General features: G+C 41.3%; 22 protein-coding genes, 5 tRNA genes and 1 pseudogene. 9 read left to right on the forward strand and 19 right to left on the reverse strand.

The genetic code is table 11. The features are described from left to right. Window positions 1-13: 13 nt before the first annotated feature. The 12 genes from FTV13_RS01915 to pyrC form a co-directional block, all read right to left on the reverse strand. Window positions 14-1,435 (reverse strand): iron-containing redox enzyme family protein, encoded by a 1,422-nt coding sequence (locus FTV13_RS01915; RefSeq protein WP_180010793.1) that lies wholly within the window; start codon window positions 1,433-1,435, stop codon window positions 14-16. 314 nt (window positions 1,436-1,749) lie between these two features. Continuing rightward, window positions 1,750-1,825: transfer RNA gene (locus FTV13_RS01920), tRNA-Glu, on the reverse strand. Between the two features lie 24 nt (window positions 1,826-1,849). After that, window positions 1,850-1,925: transfer RNA gene (locus FTV13_RS01925), tRNA-Glu, on the reverse strand. 131 nt (window positions 1,926-2,056) lie between these two features. After that, window positions 2,057-2,968 (reverse strand): alpha/beta hydrolase, encoded by a 912-nt coding sequence (locus FTV13_RS01930; protein WP_180010795.1) that lies wholly within the window; start codon window positions 2,966-2,968, stop codon window positions 2,057-2,059. 248 nt (window positions 2,969-3,216) lie between these two features. After that, window positions 3,217-4,107 (reverse strand): alpha/beta fold hydrolase, encoded by an 891-nt coding sequence (locus FTV13_RS01935; protein ID WP_159123357.1) that lies wholly within the window; start codon window positions 4,105-4,107, stop codon window positions 3,217-3,219. Window positions 4,108-4,191: 84 nt separating this feature from the next. Further along, the gene (locus FTV13_RS01940) at window positions 4,192-5,604 is read right to left on the reverse strand and encodes an amino acid permease (RefSeq protein WP_163171691.1); all 1,413 of its coding nucleotides are present in this window, start codon (window positions 5,602-5,604) and stop codon (window positions 4,192-4,194) included. Between the two features lie 110 nt (window positions 5,605-5,714). Beyond that, window positions 5,715-5,790, reverse strand: a tRNA-Glu gene (locus FTV13_RS01945). Between the two features lie 210 nt (window positions 5,791-6,000). Further along, window positions 6,001-7,431, reverse strand: coding sequence for an amino acid permease (locus FTV13_RS01950; RefSeq protein ID WP_180010797.1), 1,431 nt, complete (start codon window positions 7,429-7,431; stop codon window positions 6,001-6,003). A gap of 132 nt (window positions 7,432-7,563) precedes the next feature. After that, the gene (locus FTV13_RS01955; protein ID WP_004782839.1) at window positions 7,564-7,719 is read right to left on the reverse strand and encodes a hypothetical protein; all 156 of its coding nucleotides are present in this window, start codon (window positions 7,717-7,719) and stop codon (window positions 7,564-7,566) included. A 159-nt stretch (window positions 7,720-7,878) separates the two neighbouring features. Beyond that, window positions 7,879-7,954, reverse strand: a tRNA-Glu gene (locus tag FTV13_RS01960). Between the two features lie 20 nt (window positions 7,955-7,974). Further along, window positions 7,975-8,634 carry a ribonuclease T gene (gene rnt / locus FTV13_RS01965; protein WP_034704922.1) on the reverse strand — a complete coding sequence of 220 codons (660 nt, stop codon included), beginning with the start codon at window positions 8,632-8,634 and terminating at the stop codon, window positions 7,975-7,977. Continuing rightward, complete coding sequence (gene pyrC / locus FTV13_RS01970; RefSeq protein WP_180010799.1) at window positions 8,619-9,653, reverse strand: dihydroorotase; 1,035 nt, start codon at window positions 9,651-9,653, stop codon at window positions 8,619-8,621. The genes rnt and pyrC overlap by 16 nt, the downstream gene beginning before the upstream one ends. 152 nt (window positions 9,654-9,805) lie before the next feature. On the opposite strand from pyrC, the gene FTV13_RS01975 reads away from it, so the two are divergent. Further along, window positions 9,806-11,077 carry a diguanylate cyclase gene (locus FTV13_RS01975; protein ID WP_180010801.1) on the forward strand — a complete coding sequence of 424 codons (1,272 nt, stop codon included), beginning with the start codon at window positions 9,806-9,808 and terminating at the stop codon, window positions 11,075-11,077. 54 nt (window positions 11,078-11,131) lie between these two features. Here the strand turns inward: FTV13_RS01975 and argG are convergent, their stop codons facing one another. Beyond that, window positions 11,132-12,475, reverse strand: a complete 1,344-nt coding sequence (argG, locus tag FTV13_RS01980) for an argininosuccinate synthase (RefSeq protein WP_005234795.1) — start codon at window positions 12,473-12,475, stop codon at window positions 11,132-11,134. A 245-nt stretch (window positions 12,476-12,720) separates the two neighbouring features. On the opposite strand from argG, the gene FTV13_RS01985 reads away from it, so the two are divergent. The 8 genes from FTV13_RS01985 to FTV13_RS02020 all read left to right on the forward strand — a co-directional run bounded on the left by FTV13_RS01985 (window position 12,721) and on the right by FTV13_RS02020 (window position 19,765). Next, window positions 12,721-13,074 carry a hypothetical protein gene (locus FTV13_RS01985; protein ID WP_125278928.1) on the forward strand — a complete coding sequence of 118 codons (354 nt, stop codon included), beginning with the start codon at window positions 12,721-12,723 and terminating at the stop codon, window positions 13,072-13,074. Window positions 13,075-13,221: 147 nt separating this feature from the next. Continuing rightward, window positions 13,222-15,258 (forward strand): NADPH-dependent 2,4-dienoyl-CoA reductase, encoded by a 2,037-nt coding sequence (locus FTV13_RS01990; protein WP_180010803.1) that lies wholly within the window; start codon window positions 13,222-13,224, stop codon window positions 15,256-15,258. Window positions 15,259-15,345: 87 nt separating this feature from the next. Then, window positions 15,346-15,436, forward strand: a tRNA-Ser gene (locus tag FTV13_RS01995). A gap of 425 nt (window positions 15,437-15,861) precedes the next feature. Next, window positions 15,862-17,562, forward strand: a complete 1,701-nt coding sequence (locus tag FTV13_RS02000; protein ID WP_159124414.1) for an NAD-dependent malic enzyme — start codon at window positions 15,862-15,864, stop codon at window positions 17,560-17,562. Between the two features lie 427 nt (window positions 17,563-17,989). Further along, window positions 17,990-18,205 carry a cold-shock protein gene (locus FTV13_RS02005; protein ID WP_004782814.1) on the forward strand — a complete coding sequence of 72 codons (216 nt, stop codon included), beginning with the start codon at window positions 17,990-17,992 and terminating at the stop codon, window positions 18,203-18,205. Window positions 18,206-18,307: 102 nt separating this feature from the next. Continuing rightward, window positions 18,308-18,535 (forward strand): hypothetical protein, encoded by a 228-nt coding sequence (locus FTV13_RS02010; protein ID WP_004782813.1) that lies wholly within the window; start codon window positions 18,308-18,310, stop codon window positions 18,533-18,535. Window positions 18,536-18,605: 70 nt separating this feature from the next. After that, window positions 18,606-18,803: a hypothetical protein gene (locus FTV13_RS02015; RefSeq protein ID WP_034706083.1), complete on the forward strand. Its 198-nt coding sequence runs from the start codon at window positions 18,606-18,608 to the stop codon at window positions 18,801-18,803. A 476-nt stretch (window positions 18,804-19,279) separates the two neighbouring features. Then, window positions 19,280-19,765, forward strand: coding sequence for a CinA family protein (locus FTV13_RS02020; RefSeq protein WP_034706081.1), 486 nt, complete (start codon window positions 19,280-19,282; stop codon window positions 19,763-19,765). Window positions 19,766-19,869: 104 nt separating this feature from the next. Here the strand turns inward: FTV13_RS02020 and FTV13_RS15675 are convergent, their stop codons facing one another. The 6 genes and pseudogenes from FTV13_RS15675 to FTV13_RS02040 all read right to left on the reverse strand — a co-directional run bounded on the left by FTV13_RS15675 (window position 19,870) and on the right by FTV13_RS02040 (window position 26,395). Continuing rightward, a complete protein-coding gene (locus tag FTV13_RS15675; RefSeq protein ID WP_257218394.1) occupies window positions 19,870-20,628 on the reverse strand; it encodes a hypothetical protein in 759 nt (252 codons plus the stop codon). Then, a pseudogene (locus FTV13_RS15680) lies at window positions 20,559-22,001 on the reverse strand (ImpA family metalloprotease); the annotation flags it as partial. The gene FTV13_RS15675 and the pseudogene FTV13_RS15680, both read right to left, overlap by 70 nt. A gap of 17 nt (window positions 22,002-22,018) precedes the next feature. Then, window positions 22,019-22,777 (reverse strand): hypothetical protein, encoded by a 759-nt coding sequence (locus tag FTV13_RS15685; protein WP_257218395.1) that lies wholly within the window; start codon window positions 22,775-22,777, stop codon window positions 22,019-22,021. Between the two features lie 251 nt (window positions 22,778-23,028). Further along, the gene (locus FTV13_RS02030; protein WP_180010805.1) at window positions 23,029-24,009 is read right to left on the reverse strand and encodes a class I SAM-dependent methyltransferase; all 981 of its coding nucleotides are present in this window, start codon (window positions 24,007-24,009) and stop codon (window positions 23,029-23,031) included. A 306-nt stretch (window positions 24,010-24,315) separates the two neighbouring features. Then, window positions 24,316-25,014 carry a pirin-like bicupin family protein gene (locus tag FTV13_RS02035; RefSeq protein WP_180010807.1) on the reverse strand — a complete coding sequence of 233 codons (699 nt, stop codon included), beginning with the start codon at window positions 25,012-25,014 and terminating at the stop codon, window positions 24,316-24,318. Between the two features lie 163 nt (window positions 25,015-25,177). Continuing rightward, entirely contained in the window at window positions 25,178-26,395 is a 1,218-nt protein-coding gene (locus tag FTV13_RS02040) for a L,D-transpeptidase family protein (protein ID WP_179992060.1), read from the reverse strand. Between the last annotated feature and the right edge of the window lie 114 nt (window positions 26,396-26,509).

Below are 26,509 nucleotides of genomic sequence, written 5' to 3' on the forward strand. Positions count from 1 at the left end.
ATGAATGACCTTTTTAAGAATAAGTCATGGCTTGAGTCTGAAAAGGGAAGAGCAACTGAGAAAGCTGACGTGTTGCCCACAAGCCCACTTCCTGATGATGCATATGCGGTGCCACATAAGGAATCAACAGATCAATCTTCTGTTCGGCAGCAGCACAGCGATTCAGACGGCTTTTCAGTTGATGGATCTGTTGCTGGTCGATACGGTTCAACACCGGTTCCATCTGGTTATGTACTTGAGATCTGCTACGTGATGACAGACGAGCGGCAAAAGTCTCACCTTGAATCCAGTCTTTGATAATCTGTTTTTCAGTCGCATTAAATACACCAAACATTTTGCCATCTGGATCATCAATCATTTTCCAGAACCGGCTTTGTTCTACAGGTGCATCTTTTACAATCCAGCCTTTTTCAAGCATGACTTTCAAGAAGTCCTTAATCTGTGCCGGATCGGATAACCACTCATTAATGGTCTTGCCACTAAACTGGCATTTCTGGTTATGGATATATTGTCCAATCAGCGCTTTGTTCTGAAACACTTTCAAAGCCAGTTTTTCGGTATCCAGTTGCTTGATGATCTGGGTAGAACTTTTACCAATGTCATTCAGCACATAACCTTTTTTAATCAGGTCTAAATACTGAACAGGATCTTCAGCGAGTGCATACTGATCTAAATACGCTTGCAGCGATTTTTGTGCATGACCGTTGTGAGCATTATCAATAGTAATATGTACATTGAAATAATGTGGATCAAGACCGAGTTCAGATAATTCATAATTGGTAATTAACAGGTGTAAGGGCAGCTGCTCATAACCCAGATTGAAACCAATTACTAACGGCAGATATTCTGGCGGCGCATAGGCCAAAGCCAGCTGCACGGCTGCTTGTTCATAATAGCTGGCATCCAGTTGCTCAGCATAGCTGTTCAGCTCATAATGATTCAGCAAGTCCTGATACATGGTGACATGATTGGCACGGGTATGACCCATGCCTAGTTCTTCCAGATAGATATAAATCAGGTCTTTGGTTTCCGGACGATTCCAGTTTTGCACAGTTGAATACAGCCATGAGCCGTCTACCAGTTTTACAGGTGCGACTTTGGCCAGGAACTCAAATGCATGTGACACAGTCGGGAAGTATTCACGTCCTTGCTGCTGTCTACGCCGCTCTACATAAGACTGGAAGATTGCGCAGGTTTGGTGGTGCTGTTCCAAAAAATGTTGCTCTACATGTCTGGGTTGATCCAGCCATTCCAGCCCAGCCACATCAACTTGCTGGATTAAATCTCTTAAATAGTTCTCAGCCTGTTCGGTCTTTACTGCCGTCGAAATCTGTTGATCTTGAAAGAAGTTGACCCAATCTTTAAAGTTATTAAATTGATGATTATGATTTTTAATAGATGATTCAGGCGAACTTAACTTTGTACTGACGAACATAATCTGATCCTTGCAGATATATTATGCTTTCTACCTTAACGGCATGCTTATACCACCGGTGTTGATTTTTTGTTCGGATTTATAGTGCGATTGCTGTAAATGAAAATGAATGGATAACGAGTTGAAGAGAAATGTAAAAGAATAAGATTTTTGAATGAATTATTTATAAACAAATAAAATTGCAATCGAGACAATTTGATCAAACGTTAAAAACAGGAATGAAGGAACAAGCAAAAAAACAAATAATAAAAAAGCCCAAGTCATCATGCTTGGGCTTTTTTATGAGAAGTTAATTAAATTAACCATCTCGAATATGGCGTCCCTACGGGGATTCGAACCCCGGTTACCGCCGTGAAAGGGCGATGTCCTAGGCCTCTAGACGATAGGGACTTAATAAAATATTACTTCTGAAATTGGCGTCCCTACGGGGATTCGAACCCCGGTTACCGCCGTGAAAGGGCGATGTCCTAGGCCTCTAGACGATAGGGACGTTTCAGAGGTGGGCGTATATTAGGGTGAAAACAGGGGGGTGTCAAACGCTTTTCCAGAGTTTTTTGGAAATTTTCTTTTGAGTGCATAAATTTAAAACAATATTAGCAGAATACTTGAAAAATGCAGGATTTAGGCCGGATTTTTAAGCAATTCCAGAATGGCTTCAACAACCTGAGGATGCAGTAAATAGCCAGTAATATCATGTGGACGGTGAATATGCGTACGAATGCCATGATTGATGATTTCAGGTTCAAACTTGAATGGCGGTTGGGTAAGCGGAATGGCGGTGAGATAATCATCCGTTGAGTAGAAATTGATCCAGTCGCCTTTAATTGCCTTAGGTCGTACCACCGGCTGTGCCAAGCTGGATTGAATCACCTGAAAAGCTAATGGTGAACCTAAAGTAATAAAACGCTGTACATTCAGTTCAGGGTGCTGGATGAGATGATTATAGGCAATCACACTTCCTAAAGAATGAGCAATGACAATGCAAGGTTTGCGACCACTCAGTTGTCGGGCAATTCTTTCATGTACTTCCCTCATGAAATCAGGATTATCGAGATAAAGATAAGTTTCAATCAGAAATCTCTGCAACAGATTGCGATGCAGAGTGGGAAAATAATTGAGCAATAAGGCAAAATCCCGAAGCGCCACATTCCTGCCGAGGGCGGTAAAATAATTGAATTTCTGTCTGAAATCCATGGTATCACTTGGGCTGGGTTGGGCGAAATCGGTAATTGTGGGCCTACGCCAACCAGGACGTGGAACAGGGGCGGGAAGCTGAGGTTGAGCAGGCTTGCGAAAAGGAAAGCTAGGCCATTCCTGGGGCATCAGGGTGCCAGCTTCTAGAATATTACGGACGTTATAACGTGAAAGCAGATCGCCATAAAATGGAATACGAATGTGGCGTTTTAAATAACTAAATCTGGCATCTTGTTGATGTTTGCGCATCCCTTTTTGAAGTATATGGAGCCAGCGCTGGCGGATGGAGGCAGCGCTATGATGTTGCTGATTCATTCCATGAATAAAAATAACTTTCATCGACACCCCACTGAGTTCGATAGAATTATATTTACAGTATAGAAAATATTAACGTAGCAAAAGCAGCGCTTTTTGTGGTGTTAATGTGTAAATTATCTTTGATAAAACAATAATTAACAGACATATGTATATTTATAAAAGAGTCATAAATAAACCACAAAATGAGTAGGTATGAATAAAGAATTTTACTCAGCAGAAAAATAATGCAAAGGAAATAGTAAAATTAAATCTGTAAATTAAGATGCTTTTTAGAGTAATTCTAGCAGGGCTTCGATGACTTCCGGATGCTGGACATAGCCATCAATATCATGCGGATGATAAATTGAAGTACGAATCTCCCGATTGATAATTGCCGGCTGAAACTGAAAAGGCGGTTCTGATAATGGAAAGGCAGTTAAAAAGTCATCACTGCAATAAAAATTAATCCAGTCACCTTTAATAGCTTCTGGCCGATGAACAGGCTGGGGCAAATGTTCCTGAATGACCCGGAAAGCCATTGGTGATCCCATGCTGATAAAACGCTGTACATTCAGTTCCGGGTGCAAAAGCAGATAATGATAGGCAATCACACTTCCTAAAGAATGAGCCATTAGGATACAGGGTTTATCGCCATGCAGTTGCTGGCCAATTCGCTGATGCACCTGCTGCATGAATGTGGAATTTGCCAGATAAGAATAGGTTTCAATCAGAAATTTTTTGATCAGCGTATCATGCAGGCGAGGGAAATGATTCAGTAAGATCACAAAATCCCGTAATAGAGTATTCCGGCTTAATGTGCTAATAAACTTCAGCTTCTGGTTAAAGGTCATGGCATCCTCAACCCTTAGCTCGGGAATTTCACAAATTTCAGGTGAATATTGATTGAGATGGGGGGGTGGCTGGGATTTAACTGGCTGATGGAAGGGAAAGCGAGGCCAGTCTTGTGGCATCAAGGTGCTGGCATTTAGCACATTATGTAAATGATGACGGGACAGCAAGTCACCATAAAAAGGAATACGGATATGCCGTTTCAGATAAGCAAAATGTGCCTGTTGATGTGACTGTTCCAGACCGCGTTTTAGCAGACTGAGCCAGCGTTGACGCAGGGAGGCAGAGCTGAATTTCTGCTTGTTCATGCCATGAATATAAATAATTTTCATCGACACACCACGCTGGCTGCCTAGAACATTTTCAGTATAAATAAAAAAGAGCAGCCGAAGCTGCTCTTTTGGTCATTTTAATGTTTAAGCATTTTTGTGATAGAACTTGTAGTAGCTGGCATAGCACAGTGCAATAAATACCAGACAGCCAAAGAAACTGATACGCATGCTCGGATCAAACACCATACTGATACAGGTAATCAGACAGAACAGAAAACCCAGAATCGGTACGATCGGGAATAATGGCGCAGCAAAATCAAGATCCTTCGCTGTTTTACCCTGTTTGTACCATTCACGGCGGAAGTTGAACATGCTGAGACAGATGCTCATCCAGACCACTACCATGGTAAATGCTGCAATACCTAGCAAGTTAGTGAAGATAGTTTCCGGTGCGAACTGTTCAGACAGCAAACCAGGCATACCGCCAATCATGGTGACAATGACTGCAATATAAGGTACACCACGCGCATTTAGGCGTGAAAATACCGCTGGTAACTGTTTACTGTAAGACAATGACCACATCATACGGGATGCAGCAAATAGACCTGAGTTAGCAGCAGATAGCAATGCTGTGATAATCACAAAGCGGATAATATCTTCGGCATAAGGAATACCGATATGCTGGAATACTGTCACGAATGGGCTGCTACTGACACCTTCAGCTGCCAGACCTGCTTCCTGATGCGGAAGAAGGGAGGTCACCACAATAATCGTACCTACAAAGAAAATCAGTAAGCGGAAAATTGCAGTATTAATCGCTTTCGGTACATTTTTGGCCGGATCTTTTGTTTCACCCGCAGCCACACCAATCAGTTCTGTGCCAGAGAAAGCAAAGTTTACAATCAGCATGGTGGTGAAGATTGGGAACAGACCTTCGGGGAACCAGCCTTGAGCTGTCAGGTTACTGAATAGCGGGGCAGCTTCCTGTCCTTGATAGCTTACTACACCAAAGATAGCGAGTAGGCCAAGCAGGATAAAGGTCACGACAGTAACAACTTTAACCAGTGCCAGCCAGAATTCAGATTCAGCAAACCAGCGAGTGGAAATCATATTCAGTGCGAATACGAAAGCACCAAAAATCAGTGTCCACATCCACATGGAGCTATCCGGGAACCATTCCTGCATTAATAAAGCTGCAGCGGTAAATTCAGTTCCCAAGGTCACTGACCAGGTCAGCCAGTATAGCCAGGTAATGGTGTAGCCAGTCCCTGGTCCAATATAGCGTTTGGCATAGGCGCCAAATGAGCCAGATTCGGGCATATGAACGGCAAGTTCACCCAGACATAGCATAACCATGTAAGCGATGATCCCGCCAAGGAGATAAGCAAGAATGGCACCTACAGGCCCCGTTTGTGCAATGACTTCACCCGAACCTAAAAATAGGCCTGTTCCGATTGCGCCGCCAAGCGAAATCATGACCAGATGTCGAGTACTCATAGCGCGTTTTAAAGGCGCAGAATTGCCCTGATGCGTAGCATCATTCGGAGATGAGTGCATAGGAGTCAAAAAAATAAAAGAATGAAGCGGGTTATTGTAGTGAAAAACTACAAATCTGCAACGTATTAATATGGATTATGTATAAGACTTGATCGTGAGCGATCAGATAATGGCGTCCCTACGGGGATTCGAACCCCGGTTACCGCCGTGAAAGGGCGATGTCCTAGGCCTCTAGACGATAGGGACGTTGCGAGGTGATGGCTATATTAAGGACTAAGCCGGACTTTGTCAAAAGAGTTTTTACTAAAATGTATTTAACAGTTTAAACATTAGGCAAAACAAAAACTTTATTTTATTAAGATATTATTTTCTGAACGGATTTACCTGATATGAAAAAATAAACCCAATCGGAATTGGGTTTATTAAAGAAATTATTTCAGTTCAAAAGTTTAGAACTTAAGCTTTTTGATGATAAAGCCAGTAATAACTTGCATAACATGCTGCCATAAACAATAAACAGCCAATAAAACCAGAGAGCATTTCAGGGTCAGCTGCCATACTCAGACCGGTTGCAGTACAAGTTACAAAACCTAGAGTGGGAACTAAGGGGAACCAAGGTGTACGGAATTTTAGTTCAGAGACGCTATGACCAGACTTCAGCCATTGGCGACGGAAATTAAACTGGCTCCAGCAGATACTCATCCAGACAATCACCATGGTAAAAGCGGCCACGCCCATCAGGTTTTTAAAGATGACATCTGCACCAAATTGTTCAGAGAGCAGACCAGGCAAACCGCCAATCATGGTGACCCAGACTGCTACATAAGGTACGCCGGATTTACTGACTTTAGCAAACAGTCGCGGTAACTGATTTTGTGAAGACAATGCCCACATTATACGTGAAGCCGCATAAAGACCAGAGTTTGCAGTAGAGAGCAGCGCCGTAATAATCACAAAACGGATAAAGTCTTCCGCATATGGAATACCCATCTGGGTAAACACGGATACAAACGGACTGCTGCTTAAGCCACCATGACCACCGACCTGTAGACCGGCATCGGTATAAGTTAGCAAGGAACTGATGACGATGATGGTACCGACAAAGAAAATCATCAGACGCCATACCGCTGCATGAATTGCTTTCGGTACATTTTTCTCAGGATTTTCGGTTTCACCGGCAGCGATCCCGATCATCTCGGTACCATTAAAGGCAAAGTTCACGATTAGTAATGTGGTGAATAACGGAATTAAACCATTTGGCAGCCAGCCATGTTCAGTCAGATTGCTGAACAGCGGTGCGGATTCATAACCTTGGAATGGAATAAAGCCAAAGATACAGCCAAAGCCCAGAATAATGAAAATCAGTACAGTCGCAACTTTAACCAGTGACAGCCAGAATTCTGATTCAGCAAAGGTATGGGTTGAGCTTAAATTGGAGAGCAGTACACCTGCAGCAAAGATCAATGTCCATAACCAGATCGAAGTTTGGGGAAACCATTCCTGCATCAGAATCGCAGCGGCAGTAAATTCGGTACCCAAGGTGGCTGACCAGCCGAGCCAGTACATCCAGGACACCATATAGCCTGTACCCGGCCCAATATAATGGGTTGCAAAGGCACCAAAAGAACCAGACACGGGTAAATGTACGGCCAGTTCACCGAGGCAGAGCATTACCATATAGGCGATCAAGCCACCAATAATATAGGCCAGTACTGCGCCTAAAGGTCCAGCTTGTGAAATCACTTCACCGGAACCCATAAACAGGCCGGTACCAATAGCGCCACCAAGGGAAAGCATGATCAGATGACGTGTGCCCATGGCACGTTTTAACGACGGAGTTTGACCCTCAACAGACGAATGCTGTGAAGGTGGAGAGGGAGATTGCATAGCTCAATTAAAAGGAGAGATTTAAAAAAAGTATTTTAGTTTTAATTATGTGAAATATCACATAAATTGGAATTTCCTCATAAAGTTCTTCTTTTAATTTAAAAAATAAATATTTGCAAAGCCTCTTAAAAACTAGTGATCGGGAGTCTGGTATTGCTCAGTCGGTGTTTTTTCAGCAGGCGTAGTTTCTGCTCGGTTCTCAGCAGTTTTATCATCGCGACTGATCACATAAATATAAAGCGCTGAAGGTGCCAGAATAAGTAAAACAAGCAGGATTTTCTTTAGCATGGGAAAATTGATCAAAACCTAACATCAACTTGATTATAGCCTAAGCAAACGAGAAAGGGCACTAAACTCAGTCAATCGGAATTTATAAAATAGTATTGAAAGCAATAATAAGAAAAAGAGTTTTCTTGAAAAAATGAAAGAAGAGAAGGATAAATAAGATGGCGTCCCTACGGGGATTCGAACCCCGGTTACCGCCGTGAAAGGGCGATGTCCTAGGCCTCTAGACGATAGGGACGTTTAGAAGATGGCGGTATCTTATTGATCCGCCACCAAAGTGTCAAGCAGGTGAGGTGCGAGTTTGTTTAAAATATAGCAAAACAGTTCCGCAGTCTTTTGCGTATCGTATAACGCAGAGTGTGCTTCTTTGCCATCAAACTCAATACCGGCCTGAATACAAGATTTAGCCAGAACCGTTTGACCAAACATCACCGCACTTAAAGTCACGGTATCAAACACAGAAAAACTGTGAAACGGATTCTGGTTTTTGGTTCCGGTACGGGCAATTGCTGCCTGTACAAAGCCCAAATCAAAATGCGCATTGTGACCGACCAAAACGGCATGCGTACAATTTTGCTGACGACGCACTTCATTGACCGATTTAAAAATACGTTTTAACGCGGTTTTTTCATCTTCAGCCATTGCGATCCGCATCGGATTTGACGGGTCAATCCCGATAAATTCCAAAGAGCGGCGATCCAGGTTGGCACCTTCGAAAGGATTGATATGTGCGTGGTAAGCTTCACCGGGCACAAACTGGCCATCTTCATTATAAACAATAGGAATGGCCGCAATTTCTAACAAGGCATCAGTCTGTGCATTAAAGCCTGCTGTTTCAACATCGACAACAACAGGCAAAAATCCACGGAAACGCTGACCAATGACTGGAAGAGTTTCATTTGTCACATTTTTCTCCATTGAATGGTTTTTCCTGCATATAGCGGAACGATTTGTTCACCATCCAAGTAGTCTAGACTTTCAGGAATAACTTGATCTTCTTTGACCAGCGTAATGGTTTTGGTATTACGTGGGAGGCCGTAGAAATCTGCACCAAAGTGGCTGGCAAAACCTTCTAGGCGGTCGATTTTACCTACTTGATCAAAGGCCTGAGCATATAACTCAATTGCAGTCGGAGCACTATAGCATCCTGCGCAGCCACACGCATTTTCTTTGGCATTTTTTGAGTGCGGTGCACTGTCGGTGCCTAAGAAAAATTTAGGATTACCGCTCGTTGCCACTTCAAGCAACGTTTGCTGATGCGTCTGACGTTTTAAAATTGGCAGACAATAGAAGTGCGGCTTGATCCCACCAACCAGCATATCATTACGGTTAAACAGTAAATGCTGGGGGGTAATAGTCGCAGCCACATTACGATCCTGTTCCAGTACGAAATTAGCTGCCTCGCTGGTAGTAATGTGTTCCAGAACCAGTTTCAGTTTCGGGAACTGTTTTAGTAATGGTGCTAAGACTTCATCAAGGAAACGTTTTTCACGGTCAAAAATATCGACATGATTATGCGTCACTTCACCGTGCAGCAATAAAGGCACCTGATGCTCTTCAAGCTGTTCAATGACTGAATATACTTTACGAATGTCGCTTACACCGCTATCCGAGTTGGTGGTTGCGCCAGCAGGGTAAAGTTTAATAGCATTGACATGCTCAGAATCTTTAATCTTTTTGACTTCACTTGGAGAGGTATTATCTGTGAAATACAGCACCATGCGTGGATCAAAATCGCTACCTTCAGGAACATGCGCCATAATACGTTCACGGTAGCTTAATGCTTCTTCCACAGTTTTAACCGGTGGAACAAGGTTCGGCATACAGATTGCGCGGGAAAACTGTTTGGCTAGATCAGGAACGGTGCGTTGCAGAGCGAGACCATCACGCAGGTGGGCATGCCAGTCGTCTGGCTGGAGAAGGGTAATCGTATTCAAGGCGAATTCAATCGGAGAAATAAAACAAATGATAATGCATCTATGCCCAAAATGGTAACGAGAAATATATACAAAATAAGGGATATCTATAAATTAATTTATAAAAGTATGATATTTTAAAATTAATAAAAAAATTACATAAATACTTGGCAATGGAATACAAGTACAATCTAGCAAAATTGCAAGATGAAAAAGAAAAAATAGAAGAATTAATCACACGGCAAAGTCAGCGTGTAGGCTCGGTTTTCCCTCAGAATCTGGAACAGGAGTTCTGGAGCAAAAACCTGGAGCGAGCACGTAAACATGTCGAAAAATATGTCTGGGCAGGTGTACTGACCTATTTTATTTTTCTGCTGGTCATGGTTCCGACCGACTACTGGATTATCGATTCACAATATTTCGTACAAGATTTTGTGCGCTGTATGTTGGGGCTGATCAATGGTAGTCTCGCTTTACTTGCTTTTTATTTCTTCTCCTGTCTACCTAAAATCAAACGCTTTTTTCCGCAGGCTTCCATGCTGCTGATGTTCTGGATGATAGTCTCGACCTCCTATCTGACCATGTCCATTCAAACAGTAAGCTTGCAACATCAGTCGATGGCGATCATCACCATTATCTACATCCTGGGGTATATTCTGACCGGAGTAAAACCTTTACAGATGTTAATCACGGGGTTGTTTGCCGCACTTTGTACGGTCTGGCTGTTATCCATGTTATCGATCGATTTTAATGCACTGGTCTTGGGGCGGATTCTGATCGGCAGTAGCCTATTGGGATGTGTGATTAGTTATATGCTTTTTGCCCGTGAGCGAATGATTTTTCTCTATACTATGCGGGCCAGAATCAGTGAGAAAATTCAGCGGATTCATACCACAGAATTACTGCATTTAAGCCAGCATGATGAACTGACCAAAATCTCTAATCGACGAACTTTCGATGAAACACTGGATATCTTTTTTGAACGTTCCCGTCGTAATCAGCATGCCTTGGCGATTTTGTTTATCGATGTCGATCACTTTAAAAACTATAACGATTTTTATGGACATCAAAAAGGGGACGATGTCATTTCCAGTATTGCCTTTACCATTAAAAATGCGATCCGGCATATGGACTTTGTGGCCCGTTATGGTGGTGAAGAGTTTGTCGTGCTGCTTCCGGAAACCGATGCGCATGGCGCCTATGCAGTGGCTTCCAATATCTTTAATGCAATTGAGCGTCTGGAAATTCCACATGAGAAATCTGGTGTAGCTAACCATATCACCATCAGTTTGGGCATTACCGTTTATCGTGGTGAATACTTCATTGATAAGGATGCTTTGTTGGGAATTGCCGATCAGGCGTTGTATCGGGCCAAACAGCTAGGACGGAATCAGATTTATTATCAGTCGATCCGCACTGCAAATCCAAACAGTGTGAATGTCTAAATCGAATCTATAAAAAAACCGCTCAGATGAGCGGTTTTTTTGACTTTAACAAACTTATTTGTTTTTGTCTTTTAATTGAGGTACTGCAGAACCTGTACCTACTGCGAGTAAGCCAGAATCTGTATAGATACCCAGTTTCGCACGTGTATCTGTGATATCCAGGTTACGCATAGTCAACTGACCGATACGATCCGCTGGAGAGAACATAGAATCACCTTTCTCCATAGTCAAACGCTCAGCTTCATAAGTGAGGTTAGGAGATTCAGTGTTCATGATGGTGTAGTCATTACCACGACGCAGTTCTAAAGTCACAGTACCAGTGATAGCTTTAGCTACCCAACGCTGTGCAGTTTCACGAAGCATCAATGCTTGAGAATCGAACCAGCGACCTTGGTACAGAAGACGACCCAAACGAAGACCGTTGATACGGTATTGTTCGATGGTATCTTCGTTATGAATACCAGTGACCAGACGTTCATAAGCGATGTGAAGAAGGGCCATACCCGGAGCTTCGTAGATACCACGAGATTTCGCTTCGATGATACGGTTTTCGATCTGATCCGACATACCTAGACCATGACGGCCACCAATACGGTTCGCTTCAAGAATGAACTCAACTGGATCTTCGATACGTTGACCATTGATTGCAACAGGGAAACCTTCTTCAAAAGTAATCGATACTTCTTCAGGTTTGATTTCAACTTCTTCTTTCCAGAATGCAACGCCCATGATTGGATCAACGATTTTGATACCGGCATTCAGGTATTCAAGATCTTTGGCTTCGTGAGTCGCTCCCAACATGTTTGAGTCAGTTGAGTAAGCTTTCTCTTTTGACATTTTGTAGTCAAAGCCATTGTCGATCAGGAACTGTGACATTTCTGCACGGCCGCCTAGTTCGTCAATGAAAGTCTGGTCTAACCAAGGTTTGTAGATTTTCAGGTTAGGGTTAGTCAACAGACCGTAGCGGTAGAAACGCTCGATGTCGTTACCTTTATAAGTAGAACCGTCACCCCAGATGTTCACGTCATCTTCTTTCATTGCAGTTACCAGCATGGTACCTGTTACTGCACGGCCAAGAGGAGTCGTGTTGAAGTATGGAACGCCACCTGTAGAAATGTGGAACGCGCCACATTGAATTGCAGCAATACCTTCTAATGCAAGCTGTAAACGGCAGTCGATCAAACGTGCTTTTACTGCGCCATAAGCCTCAGCTTTTTTTGGAATCGCATCGTAATCGTCTTCGTCTGGCTGACCCAAGTTTGCTGTATAAGCATAAGGTTCAGCGCCTTTTTGTTTCATCCACAAAAGAGCTGCAGAAGTATCTAGACCGCCAGAAAAGGCAATACCAACTTTTTTGCCTACTGGGACATTCTGCAAGATAGTTGCATTATCAGACATTGTTCATCCTAATGATATGAAATAGGCACGCCAGAAGTGGTGGCCTGAAAAAACACATATTGCATCAATTGTATCATTATTTTATTTAGGTTTGCTTTAGAAAAGAAAAACTCGTTTCAAAATCTTGATTCAATAGGCTTAGATAATCATAAAATTACCGTATTTTTGACAAACGCTTAAAAAATAGGAAAATCTGGGAAGATTCAATAACATCATTAAGAAAAAACATCTTTAGGATAGCCCTCATGAGCCCGAATATTCCTCCTTTACCTAATCTGCAACCGGCTGCCAAAAATGAAACCCTGTCGATTGTGCATGGAATCTATGCCGGTTTGCTGGTTTTTAGTACGGTTGCATTTTTATATCTGGAATATCAGCAGTCGACGATTTCCATGCTGAGTCTGGGTATTGTGTTGCTACTTTTAGCTGTGCTGATTGTTTTGAATATTCAGACCTGTCTCAAGGTCAAACAGGGCAATGGTTCAGGACGCACCTTGTCCAGAATTATGGCGATCCTTATGCTGCTCAGTTTTCCTATTGGTACAGTACTCGGAGTAATTGCGTTATGGAAATCCAGTAAAAATCAATGGCAGCAATAAATCCATCACTCAGGTACGGCATGAATATCACAATTGGTATTTGTGCCTGAGAAAGCGGACCTGATAGTCATAAAAAGCCCCTGAAAATCAGTTAAAGTACATTTATAAGATTTAAGCTTTTAGCCAAATAAGAATCAGGGATATTTTATGACAACGACGCGCTATGCAAATATTTTAAAACCATTACATCTGGGTTTCACCACGATTAAAAACCGTGTGGTGATGGGATCAATGCATACGGGCTTGGAAGATCGTTTTTATAATTATCCTAAACTGGCCGCTTATTTTGGTGAACGTGCCAAAGGTGGTGTGGGTCTCCTGATTACTGGCGGGATTTCACCGAATCGTCAAGGCTGGTTATTGCCTGCTGGTGGAACCATGAATACCTTGGGCGATATTGCACCGCACCGACTGGTTACGCATGCCGTGCATAAGCATGGGGCCAAGATTCTGTTGCAGATTTTGCATGCCGGACGTTATGGCTATCAGCCTTTTGTGGTATCTGCCAGTCCGATCAAATCGCCAATTTCACCTTTTAAACCACGTCAGATGTCTGAAAACCAGATTCTGGATACGATTCAGGACTATGTTAAAACTGCAAAACTGGCTAAAAAAGCGGGTTATGACGGCGTGGAAATCATGGGCTCTGAAGGGTATTTGATTAACCAGTTTTTAAGCCGTCATGTCAATCAGCGTACTGATCGCTGGGGCGGAGAAATTGAAAACCGCATGCGTTTTGCAGTGGAAATTGTTAAAGCGATTCGTGCTGAAATTGGTGAAAGATTTATTATCTGTTTCCGTTTGTCCTTGCTAGATCTGGTGCATGATGGCAATACTATGCAGGAAGTGATTACCGTCGCTAAAGCATTAGAGAAGGCTGGAATAACTTTACTCAATACTGGTATTGGCTGGCATGAAGCGCGTATTCCGACGATTGTCACTTCTGTTCCTCGTGCTGCATTCGTAGATTACACCGCAGAAGTCAAAAAGCATGTTGCTGTTCCAGTCATTGCATCGAACCGGATCAATATGCCAGAAACTGCTGAAGCAATTTTGGCATCGGGTCAGGCAGATATGGTGCAAATGGCACGCCCGTTATTGGCAGATGCATTTTGGGTGAATAAGACAGCAACCAATCGAGTTGATGAAATTAATACCTGTATCGCCTGTAATCAGGCCTGCCTGGATCATACCTTTAAAAATAAACGTGCTACCTGTCTGGTGAATCCACGTGCCGGCTATGAAACCGAACTGGTTTATGTCAAAACCAAAAAACCTAAAGGCATCGCCGTGGTAGGTGGTGGAGTGGCAGGTTTATCCGCAGCTACAGTCGCAGCTAGCCGCGGTCATGATGTGACTTTGTTTGAAGCCACTAATGAAGTGGGTGGGCAATTTAATCTGGCCAAAGTAATTCCAGGTAAAGAAGAATTCCATGAAACCATTCGCTATTTCAAAGTACAACTGGAAAAAACCGGGGTAGATGTCCGTTTAAATACTCGAGTGAATCGGGAGCAACTGGAACGCGAAGGTTTTGATGAAGTCATTGTGGCTACGGGCGTTGTTCCGCGTGAATTGAAAATTACCGGTAGTGATGCACCTCAAGTCCTGTCTTATGCTGAAGTATTGCGCGGCGCACCAGTAGGAGATCGTGTCGCTGTCATTGGTGCCGGAGGAATTGGTTTTGATGTATCAGAATTTTTATTAAAGCCACCGCATCAGCCACAACCGCAACCAGTAGATGAATGGAAACGGGAATGGGGTGTAGATCTGCATGCAAATTATGTAAGTGAAGGCGGACTGCAGCCAGCAGAAGTCGAGCCACCTGTACGTGAAATTTATCTATTACAGCGTAAAACTACTGCTTTAGGAGCAGGCTTAGGTAAAACCACGGGCTGGGTTCATCGTGCCCAATTAAAAAAACATGGCGTACGCATGTTACGCGGTGTGCACTATAAATCGATCACGGACGAAGGTTTGTGGATTGAAGTGGATGGACATGATCAGTTGCTGCGTGTAGATACGGTCGTGGTTTGTGCTGGTCAGGAGTCAGTCAAAGATGTCATGCCTTCAGAGGATCAAAAGACTTTAGCGAATTACCATATTATTGGTGGAGCAAAGCTGGCTGCTGAGCTGGATGCCAAGCGCGCAATTCGTGAAGGGGCTGAATTGGCAGCAAAATTGTAAGGATTTGATGAAACTATATGCAGTTGATGAGATTCACTGTAATTTTCACTTGTCAGTCACCTAAAAGCTCCGTATTATTGCGCACATGGAAGCGTGGCAGAGCGGTTTAATGCACCGGTCTTGAAAACCGACGAGGGCTTATACCCCTCCGTGAGTTCGAATCTCACCGCTTCCGCCAGATACGGAAAACCCCGATCATTGATCGGGGTTTTTTATTGCCTAAGTTTTATTGAGTGGGAAATTGTCTGATTTTTTAGATAAAGCAGATAGATAACAAGCTAATTGATCTAATTTCTAAGATATTTTCTTATTAAAAAATGAATGAATAAAAACGAATGCATATATGGCTCTAATTTCTAAAATTTAATCCCAGTCATTGAGCTTAAGTCTCAATTAAAAAAGTATGATCTAAATTTTTATCTGAAAAAGAGGATATAAAAATTTAGAGCTTATTTTATTGCCGTTATTAGTTTATTAAATAGAACATTTTTCATTATTAATTCGCTGAATGACTGAAACAGCTGAAAGTCGACTACGATAGTAGGATAATTTTTTGTTCTTTTCGGCTTTCATTTATGTCGAATTTTAAAGTGCGAGTTAAAAATGGCAACTGAACCTCTGAATCCTAAACGTCCACTTTATATTCCCTACGCAGGCACTGCATTACTTGAACTCCCATTGCTGAATAAAGGCTCAGCTTTCTCTGTAGAAGAACGTATTCATTTTAATTTACATGGACTTTTGCCCCAAGTGATCGAATCGATTGAGGAACAAAGTCAGCGTTCGTATCAGCAATACTGCTCATTCAATGATGCAATCAATAAGCATATTTACCTACGTAACATCCAGGACACCAACGAGACGCTTTTCTATCATTTGATTGAAAATCACTTAAGCGAAATGATGCCGATCATCTATACGCCAACGGTAGGAGAAGCATGTCAGCATTTTTCCGAGATTTATCGCCGTCATCGCGGGGTTTTTATTTCCTATCCAGATCGGGATCATATTGAGCACATCCTGCATAACGTGAATCGAAGAAATGTCAAAGTGATTGTGATTACGGATGGAGAGCGCATTCTTGGTTTAGGTGATCAAGGCATTGGCGGAATGGGTATTCCGATTGGAAAGCTGGCTTTATATACGGCCTGCGGAGGCATTAGTCCGGCCTATACCTTACCAATTACCTTAGATGTAGGCACGAACAACGAGCAGTTGTTGAATGATCCGATTTATATGGGATGGCGTCAGCCTCGTATCACCGGTGATGAATATTATGAATTTGTCGAAATGGTGATACAGGCAATTCAGCAAAGATGGCCCGATGCGCTGATTCAATTTGAAGATTTTGCCCAGCACAATGCCATGCCTTTACTGGAAAAATATCGAGATCGAATATGTTGCTTCAATGACGATATTCAGGGTACGGCAGCTGTGGCAGTAGGCAGTTTGATTGCGGCTTCCTATGCGTCAAACAAACAATTAAAAGATCAGACCATTGCTTTCTTGGGAGCAGGTTCAGCCGGTTGTGGGATCGCTGAACAGATTGTGGCAAAAATGGTGGCAGAAGGCCTGACTGATGCTGAAGCGCGTAAGCGGGTTTTTATGGTGGATCGCTTCGGCCTTATTACTCAAAACCAGCCAAACCTATTAAATTTCCAGAGAAAACTGGCTCAAGAACCAGAAAATATTGCTGAATGGGGAAATGCCGAAGAGATTATTTCTCTATTGGATGTCATCAAATATGCAAAACCCACAGTACTGATTGGGGTATCTGGACAGCCGGGATTATTTAGTAAAGAAGTAATCACGACCATGGCTGAAAATTGTGAACATCCGATCATCTTTCCTTTATCGAATCCTACTTCTCGCGTAGAAGCTGTTCCAGCCGATATTATTCAATGGACCAATGGAAAAGCCCTGATTGCTACAGGTAGCCCATTTGCACCCGTTAATTATCAGGAACACATTTATACTATTTCTCAATGTAATAACTCTTATATTTTCCCGGGAATTGGACTAGGCGTGATTGCTTCAGGCGCTACACGAGTCACGGATAATATGCTGATGGCATCAAGTAATGCCTTAGCAGAATGCTCTCCAAAACTTCAAGACCCAACCGCCAATTTGTTGCCAGATCTGGATCAGATTCAGCATATTTCCAAGATTATTGCTCTAAGGGTTGCACAAGCTGCGGTTGAGGATGGCGTCGCTCCAAAAGTTGGTTCTGAGGTGCTGCAGAAAGCCATAGATGCGAATTTCTGGATACCGGAATACCGGGAATATAAGCGTGTGACCTTTTAATATTATTAGGGAAAGGGCAGTTTAAAATTAAGTAAAGCAGAGCGATGACATTGTTATTTCTCTGCTTCTTTGTTTGCAGGAAACGAAAGTACACTAAAATGTAAAAGTTTAACTCACTCAAGCAATATGGATTTATTTTATCAAGTCGTTGAAATTAAATAAAATATAATGAAAATTCTGTAAATAATAAAATAATATTTATAAAGTAATTAAATATATATATAAGAAAACTTGATTATTTTAAATCTTCCTGTATACTGGCCTTAACTAGAAAAAAGTCTTGTTGCAAAAAATCTTCCTTAAGTATCGTCGTTTTATTCATAATCCTTCGTTTTATCCAGATTTTAAGTTCCATTCTTTATTATTTTCAAAGTTACAACTGGTCATTCAGATGACTAAAAATTATTAAAAATTAGTAGGTTTTATTATGTCAAACTCAAATATTGTTAAAGGTACTGTAAAGTGGTTCAACGAAACTAAAGGTTTCGGTTTTATTCAACAAGAATCTGGTCCAGATGTTTTTGCTCATTTCAGTGAAATTGCTAGTTCAGGTTTTAAAACCTTAATGGAAGGTCAGCAAGTTGAATTCAGCGTAGTTCAAGGTCAAAAAGGCCCAAATGCTGTAAATATTACTGCGCTATAAGTCTGTAGAATAAAAAAGCACGCATCAGTGCTTTTTTATTGTTTTAAATAAAAGTTAAAAAGCTTTTTCTAGATTGGAAGAAGTATAAAAATAGGATACAAGTTGTTAAAAATTAATGAATTAATTGCAAAATCTAAAAATGGTACAGAAATTATTGTTTCTTTGATTCCCTTGAATAAAATGCAAAATACACGTCAAGGTTTTAAGGAAATTGAAGTAGGTAAAAGAGTACTGCTTCAATCAGGAATCGAAGTTGACCTGAATCTAGACGGTCGTACATTTTATACATCTTTAAATCAATTATTTAAATTAAATCATAAAGTTATTTAATATTTAAATTATATATTGGCTAACCAATTTCTAGCCGATCTCTCTTATAATCATTACTAAAGGTTTATTTATGCTTAAGCAAAATATTAATGTGAAAGATCAATTCGGTGTTCAATACGTGATTCAGGCTACTGTTGACCCTGATTTTGTTCATACCCAATCGGATTCTAACGTTAAGCATATTACGGTTGAAGGTGAAAATATTCGCCCAAGTTTTGAAATGTTTTTTCAAAGCACCATCAGCGGCAAAATTTTCAAAATTATTTAGTGGTCATATGACATGACCAAAAGTGAATATAAAAAATCCTGGTATCTTGCCAGGATTTTGTCTTTGAAATTATTCACTTCTTAATTAAACCTATTCATCGTCTTATAAATAAACCCTGAATTAATAAGCACATTTTAGTTCACACTTAAATCGACTTAGCCATCATTTCAGTGATCTATATTTTATATCTTCTACTACTTATGCTTTTAGGCATAAAACTATCATGAATCTATAAAAAATCTAATACACATCAAATCAGAAAGCCAATCAGAGTTAAAACCCGTCAAGGTTATTATGAGTTTCGTTGGTATGAACTTAAGTCATATAAATGACTGAGGATATACAGCTGGTTTAAGGTGGTGAGCAAGGGCAGTTCAGTTTTAGTTTTGCTAGGACATTCAGAAGCTAAGTATTTAATCTTTTATTTTTGAATATTTAATACTCTATAGATGATCATAAAGTCAGGAGTTTACTCTATGAATAAATGTATAAAATTACTCGCCAAAAAAAAATTAAGTATTACTTTTCTAGAGAGTGCATCAGCAGGTTACCTGGCTTACCGATTTTCCCAAAATAAATATTCGGGTGATATTTTATATGGCGGACTGGTCTGTTATGACATGGGTGTCAAAGAGAATATTTTAAAAATCAAACCTGAATTTATTAAAAAATATACTCCAGAATCTATGGAAGTCACGCAGGAAATGGTCAGAAAAGCCAAGAAAATGTTTTATTCTGATATTTATATTGCCTGTACAGGACTATTAAAAAGAGGCGGGACAGAAACTAAAGAAAAGCCAGTAGGAACTTTTTTCTATGTGATTTCTTATAAAGATGAGCTCTATAGTTTCCGCTTTCTTTGCAGAGGAAAACCGAGAGAGAAATTAAAAAAACTGGCGAGAAATATTAATCTGAGCTTAATTGAAATCCTTGAAGGCAGTCGAGACAAGAAAAATAAATAGCTATTTATTTAGTTCTCACTGATCGCTAATACACGGATCATGAAAATGTTCTGCTATAAAAAATCCCAGCCGAAGCCGGGATTTTTTTATATTAAATTGGTCAATTAGTAAGGATAGTTAGGGAGAGGGCCGTTTGCTGGAATGGTGAGCCATTGTCCTGTTGCCAGGCGATTTGAACCGCCATCTGGTTGCGCATAGAAATACAAAGGTGCGGTAGGCAGATTAAGCATGGCGACTGAAGCATGTGCGGTTGCAGTTAAAGGCAAGCCATAAAGTGCATAGAAATCTTTAAGATCATAGCCCATGATTTTTGAACTGAGTACATAAATCAGGTCAGGGCGGCTCATGTTTTTCGCATTAAATGCACCTAGTCCCAGTTTATTCTTATCTGCTTGAGAAGCTTTACTTAAATCGATCTGGTTATATAAACGTTGTGCCGTATTCAGTAGGCGTATGAACTCAAATACACCCTGAAGATCAGGTCGCGATTTACCTTGATGTAAACGGGTATAGTTCATGGCCATCTGGATATGGAAGGCTTGCATCGATACATGATAGCCATCTTGCCATAAGCGTTTTTCCATGGCGGCACGTTGTACCTCACCTGACAGACCAAGACTCCGTGTATCCTTGATATTGGCATATAAGGTTGGGTGGCGGAAGTTGCTGCCATTACTGTCCTGAGCATATAGATGATATTTACGCATCATGCTTAGGCCTGCCAGAATGTTGTTATTACATTCCACTACGCAACCAATAGTTATTCCGGTTTCAGTAGAAGGGAATACCATGGTTAAGACATCCTGAACAGTATTATGTCCCAGTTCATGCACCCAGCCCCAACCGGTATCAAGTTGACCCATCTGATGGATTTCCTGAGCACAGGAAGCCACAGGTCGCAATCCAGCCCACAAAATGTTGAACACGGGGCACGATGAACTGTGCCGGTACAATCCCAGCCTAATTCATTACAACGCTGTGCCGTACTGCTATCCAGCGGCATGTTGTTATAACCGTTAGCAATGTGGTTACTGTCAAAGATTACGCCCTTAATCTGATCCACATAGGTACGTGCCGATCGATCACCAATGGCTTTTAAAGCATAGTCATTGGTCTGTTGAATTTCACCACCAACAAATTTAAAAGTGTTCCAGCCGAAGTTTCTACTTTGCAGGATGCTGGTGGCTTCGCTAATATCCGCTTCAGTGATCGTTTGAGTAAAATCATAATGCGCATATTTTGCTGCGCCTTTGATTTTTAAGGTCACCACCGAGCCTGCTTTGGCATTGCTGTAATTCAACATCAATGGTCCACCGAACGGGCTAATAAAGTCATTGCTTTGAGTGGCGTCTAATTTTACGGTGAAACTATTGGGACGGCGAGGACGTTTATAGCCGCCATCATCAAAGGGATTGCCCCAGGCACGTAAATAGCTGGTCTGGACTGAAAGCTGCGCACCCTGAGCATCAACAATCTCAATACTGACAGGTTTGCCCGGAATGCTGGCACGACCAATTGTGGTAATTCCACTGCCTTGTGGAATGGTCACGGTAATGGTTTCGGCTTGAGCACTGACAGCCATGTTTTGTGCAGAGGCTGGCATATAATCGCCGGCACCATTTGGATTCACCAATGTGGTTTTGCGTTTATAGTCCGTCCAGGAGTCGCTGGCATAGGTACGCATAAAAGTCAGAGCATCGCCATTTTTCGACAGTCCGCTGTAATTCACGCCTGGACGCCAGAGATCTGCCAATAACACCAAAGCTTTTAGAATCTGATTATTATTTTTTGCGCTAAATGCAGTAATGCCTTGTGCATTTAAATTTTGTAGATTGGTAGAAGCTTTATTGATGGTTTGAATCAACGGATTATTGGCATTTAAATCACCTAGACGTGCCGCACTTGGTGACTTGAAATATTCCAGCATTTGGATCGTACTATCAATGTCATTCACTTTATTCCATTGATCTGTGATAGAACGTCCTGAAGACATGAGTAAAGTATCTTGGCCACGCCAGTAATTATTATTGGTTTCAATCTTCAATGCCGAAAAGATTTTTTCCATCGGTGTAGTGACGTTATAACCCATTGCCTGGAAATATATTGGCTTACCTGCCTCCAGATATTCCTGAATCAAGCTGGATTCAAAATTATTGGCGCCAATATTACTGCCTAAAATCATCAGGTCAGCATCTTTCCAGCAGGTATTGGTTTGATCCAGTACATTACATTGTAGAAAGGTAACTTTAACCCCTAAATGGTGGGCAAAATATTTTCTATCATGCTCAGGTTGGTTTGTGCCAGACCATTCACGGTAAGTTTTAGTTCTTGTTTAGGCTGTGCTTGTGTTTTCCCCGTCAATAGCCAGCGAAAACCATTGTTGAGCACGGGTGCAAAATCTACCACGTCAGGACTATTCGCTGAGATTCCCCCAAGCATATTCTGGCCAAAAGTCAGCGCACGGCCTTTACCGATTTGTGATGCGACTCCCAGACCACAGCCTTTATTTGCCTGCTGACTTAAATTCCAGCCGCAGGCTTGATCTGAAACTGCAATTGGCAAAGCTGCGCTTAAATCATAAGGATAAAGATTAATCGAAGCAGTTGGCGTAAATTGCAGTTGAGGTTGCAAAACTTTGCCATTCGAACTGGTATAGAGTGAGGTAATTAAACCCTTTTGCCATGTTTGTTGTTGCTTGGCGAGCTGCAAGGCCCAGTCTAACAATGTAGCGGAATCTTGCTGAATCAAAGGTCGGGCATCACCTGTACTCAATGCCTTATTAATCCGGGTGGTCGTTGGCGTTTGTGGATTTAAAGGTGGTGTACTGCCATCAGGTGTTTCTACAGGTGAGGGGGATGATTCCTCGTTATCAGATGGATTAGTTGTTGATGGTGGATTAACAGCAGAATCTGGTGTTTCTGCAGGAGAAGATGTTCCGCTACTGCCACCTCCACCACAGGCAATCAGACTCATCGATAGCGATAAGGCTAGTAAGGTTGTTCTCAACCTCAAATAATTTCTTTCCACAATTTTCCCCAAGGTATAACCAAAAAGACGACATTATTTTTAAAGTTGTCGTAAATATCAGATGAGAATTATAGAAGTAAGTGGCGATAAAATAGAACCAATATTTAATTTAAGTATATGTTTTTTAATGATAAATAATTATTAAAAATAATTTTAAATGTGATGCGGGTTGAGTTAATTTTTATTTGTTTTAATTAGGCCGCAGTTTAAAAATTGCCTCAATCCCAGCTGAAAATTCATGTTCTATCAGTTTTGACTTCGAACTTGAGTAGGGCCAGCGCAATTCTTTCTACATGTTGATAAGCAGGTTGCTCTAATTCTTCACCAAAAATATCCGGATCAATTTCCTCATAAGACCAGTCAATATTTTGATGCTGTTTCACTAAATCCTCCAGATGCTGTAAGAAGCGATTGCCGTCCTGACAAATAGTGACGCCAGTATATAAAAATAGACGTCCATCTGGACTGAGTCGCTGTAAACCCTGTTTGATAATCTTAAAAGACAATTCATTGCCATTCAGTTCATTGCCTCCATGACGGTATTGTCGTTGATCTGGATCAATTAAATAAGGAGGATTGGCAAAAATCAGATCGAACTGGCCTTCAAGACCAGAAAATAAATTACTCTGCACAGGATAAATCGTATCAAAATCTGAAAAATCAATATTAATCTGGCTATAGAGAAGGGCTTTCGGATTCAGATCTGCGACAAAGATTTCCTCATGATCTGGAAAATGTTTAGCTATATGAATTGCAGCAGCAGAAGTGCCACAGCATATTTCAGCCGCCCGTTTAAAAGAATTGGCCTGGCAAGATAAATACTGCTTTAAATGATAGGCAAAACGGTAAGTATCAGGACCAAAAAAAACAGCGTCCTGTTGGGTGGTGGGAAAGGCTGAGTGAATAAATAATTCGTCTTCGAGTGAAGCGACTCTGATCAGACTTTTATATGTATTATCCTGAACTTCCAAAAGCTGATGCTCTAATAATAATGAAAAAAGAACAGGATCAAGATCGGTAATTGTAAATTCCAGATTCCAGCCAAAGATATCCTGTAGGGTTTTATATTTATTTTTTTCGCTTCTTTTACGATCCAGAATCCGTTGATGGGAAAGTGGGGTAATGGCCGTAAACTGATATTGCTGCTGTTTTAAAAAGTCTAATAAAAAGTGCAGAGCTTGTTGCTGGCTGCTTTGGATTTCTAAAATCTGGTTCATTAGATGTGCTCTTCGGTTTATTCAGAATAAATGAAAAGGTGCATACACCTGTTTAATCTATACAAGATAATGACCAGAACAGCCATTCGCTATATTGATTCAATCAAAATGGATCAGCTCAATCTTCGCCCAAAATTTACTGTTGTTCGGTAAAAAACTGATGTGAATTGGTTTAATTTGTATAGTGGGATATTGAAGTTCAAATCCTTATAAAGAATGAATCACTTTTATTTTTATATGTTTTCTATAAAAAATGCCGACTGATCAAAATGATGGGTCGGCATAGACTGAATATAAATAGAAGTTTTAATTAGCAGCTTCTGGCAAATCAAACCAGATCACTTGTGCATCTTCAATTGCTTTAATCTCTGCGTCATCCATAAAGGCAATCGCACCACCAGCTTCAACTGTATATTCTGCAATTTGTACTGAGCCAGAAATCACATGTACATAATTGATATGCTGGGTAGCCTTAATATCTAGACTTTGACCTTGCTGGATCACGGCTGTTTTGACTTCAGCATTTTGACGAATGTGCATGGGTGCATTGTCATTTGGTCCACAAATTAAATGCCATTGATTTGGTTGTTCTTTTGCGTCCAGACGAATTTGCTGATAATTTGGCTGAGCATCATGTTCATTCGGAATGATCCAGATTTGCAGGAGATGCACCTGTTCATCGCCCTGGTTCATTTCACTATGACGTACACCGGTTCCAGCACTCATCAGTTGCCATTCACCTGCTGCAATACCGCCATGATTGCCCATACTGTCCTGATGAGTAATCGTGCCTTTCAATACACAGGTCAGGATTTCCATATTGTCATGCGGATGGGTACCAAAGCCCTGATGTGCATCAATCAGATCATCATTAATAACGCGTAATGCACTCACGCCCATATAGTTCGGATTGTACCAGTTGCCAAATGAGAAGCTGTGTTTAGACTCCAGCCAGCCCATTTTTACATGACCACGATTTTCACTTGGATGTAGAAAAGCTTTCATGAATTTATCTCACTTTAATTTTTAACTTGAGATCATCATAACGTTGTTTTAATTCTTAAAAAATTATAAACAGGCGACAGATCATTGCATTTTTGCAACGATATAAGAGAAAGCAGGTATAAAAAAGCCCACTCGTAAGCGGGCTTAGGTATTTAAATAAAGATTATTCAAGGAAACGGACAGTTACGCCTGATTTCACTTTACGGCCTAAATCATTCGCATCCCAGTTAGTCAGACGGATACAACCATGTGACGCAGTTTTAGAGATTGCAGATGGATTTGGCGTACCATGAATACCAAATGATTTTTTGCTTAAACCGATCCAGATATTACCTACAGGACCGTTTGGACCAGGTGGTAAAGAAAGTGGTTTCTTGTTGTTGCCTTGAACAAAGTTAGATGGTGAGTAGCTATACCATGGGTTTTTCGCTACGCCAGTCACTTTATAAGTTCCTGTTGGCGATGGAGTACTCGAACTGCCAATCGTTGCAGGGAAAGAAGCGATCATCTGGTTACGGCTATTGAACAGATAAAGCTGCTTAGCACCTTTATGCGCCACAATTAAATGAATATCTTCAGGCACTTCATTGCGGATATTGGCAACAATCAGCTTTTCCCCAGCTTTCTTAAAGGTAGCTTTTGGATTTAACTTTTTCAAAAAGTCTTCATCCATATGGAATTTTTCACCCAGCATTTCAGTTACGCGAGTGTAATACAGACCTTTCATTTTTGCCTGTAAGGCATAGTCAGAAGGAATAGACTCGGCATAAGGACCTTTCAGGTCTTCTTCAGTGATGGTGTATTCAACAAAAGCAGGCTTAGAACCCTGTTTAGCCAATAGGGCATCCCAAGTTTCCTGAGTCAACGTACCTGTTGGTTTAATGCCATTCATTTGCTGGAAAGATGCGATCGCTTTCAAGGTATTTTTACCGCTAGTACCGTCAATCGCACCTGGAGAAGCATGGGCATTATTCAACATGACATGCGCACGTGCATATACCGGAAATTGGCCTTTACCAATATCTTCATACCAGCTTGCATTATTAAGGCCGTCTAAAGTCCAAGATGCTTTCGCAGCAGCAGAATTTGTCGGTGCTTTAGTCGTGGTTAGAGCAGCACCGATATTGGCAGTCTGGTCTTCAGTATCTTGTAATACATCTAATGCTTCAGAAGCTTTCTTCAGATCTTGTTGTTCTTGAGCACTAATTCGAGTTTCTGCTTGTGCTGCCGAAGCTTCAGTCGCTAAAGGATCAATCGGATCCTGAACCGCAACATCAGTGACAACTTGGGGGTTTAATGGTTGTTCAGCATTAGACGCAGCGAAAACAGTACCTGCGAAAATGCAACCTAGACTCACAGCGAGCATTGTGCGAACGAACATGTAACTCAACCTTAAAAATATTTCGTTAACTATGTGAAAAAACACTATAAGTATTACAGAAAAAATGTGGAGATGCAGTAGTTCTTTTGTGTAGTTCCTCACATTTGATCACTT

Source organism: Acinetobacter sp. YH12235 (assembly GCF_013417705.1).
Lineage (GTDB): Bacteria > Pseudomonadota > Gammaproteobacteria > Pseudomonadales > Moraxellaceae > Acinetobacter.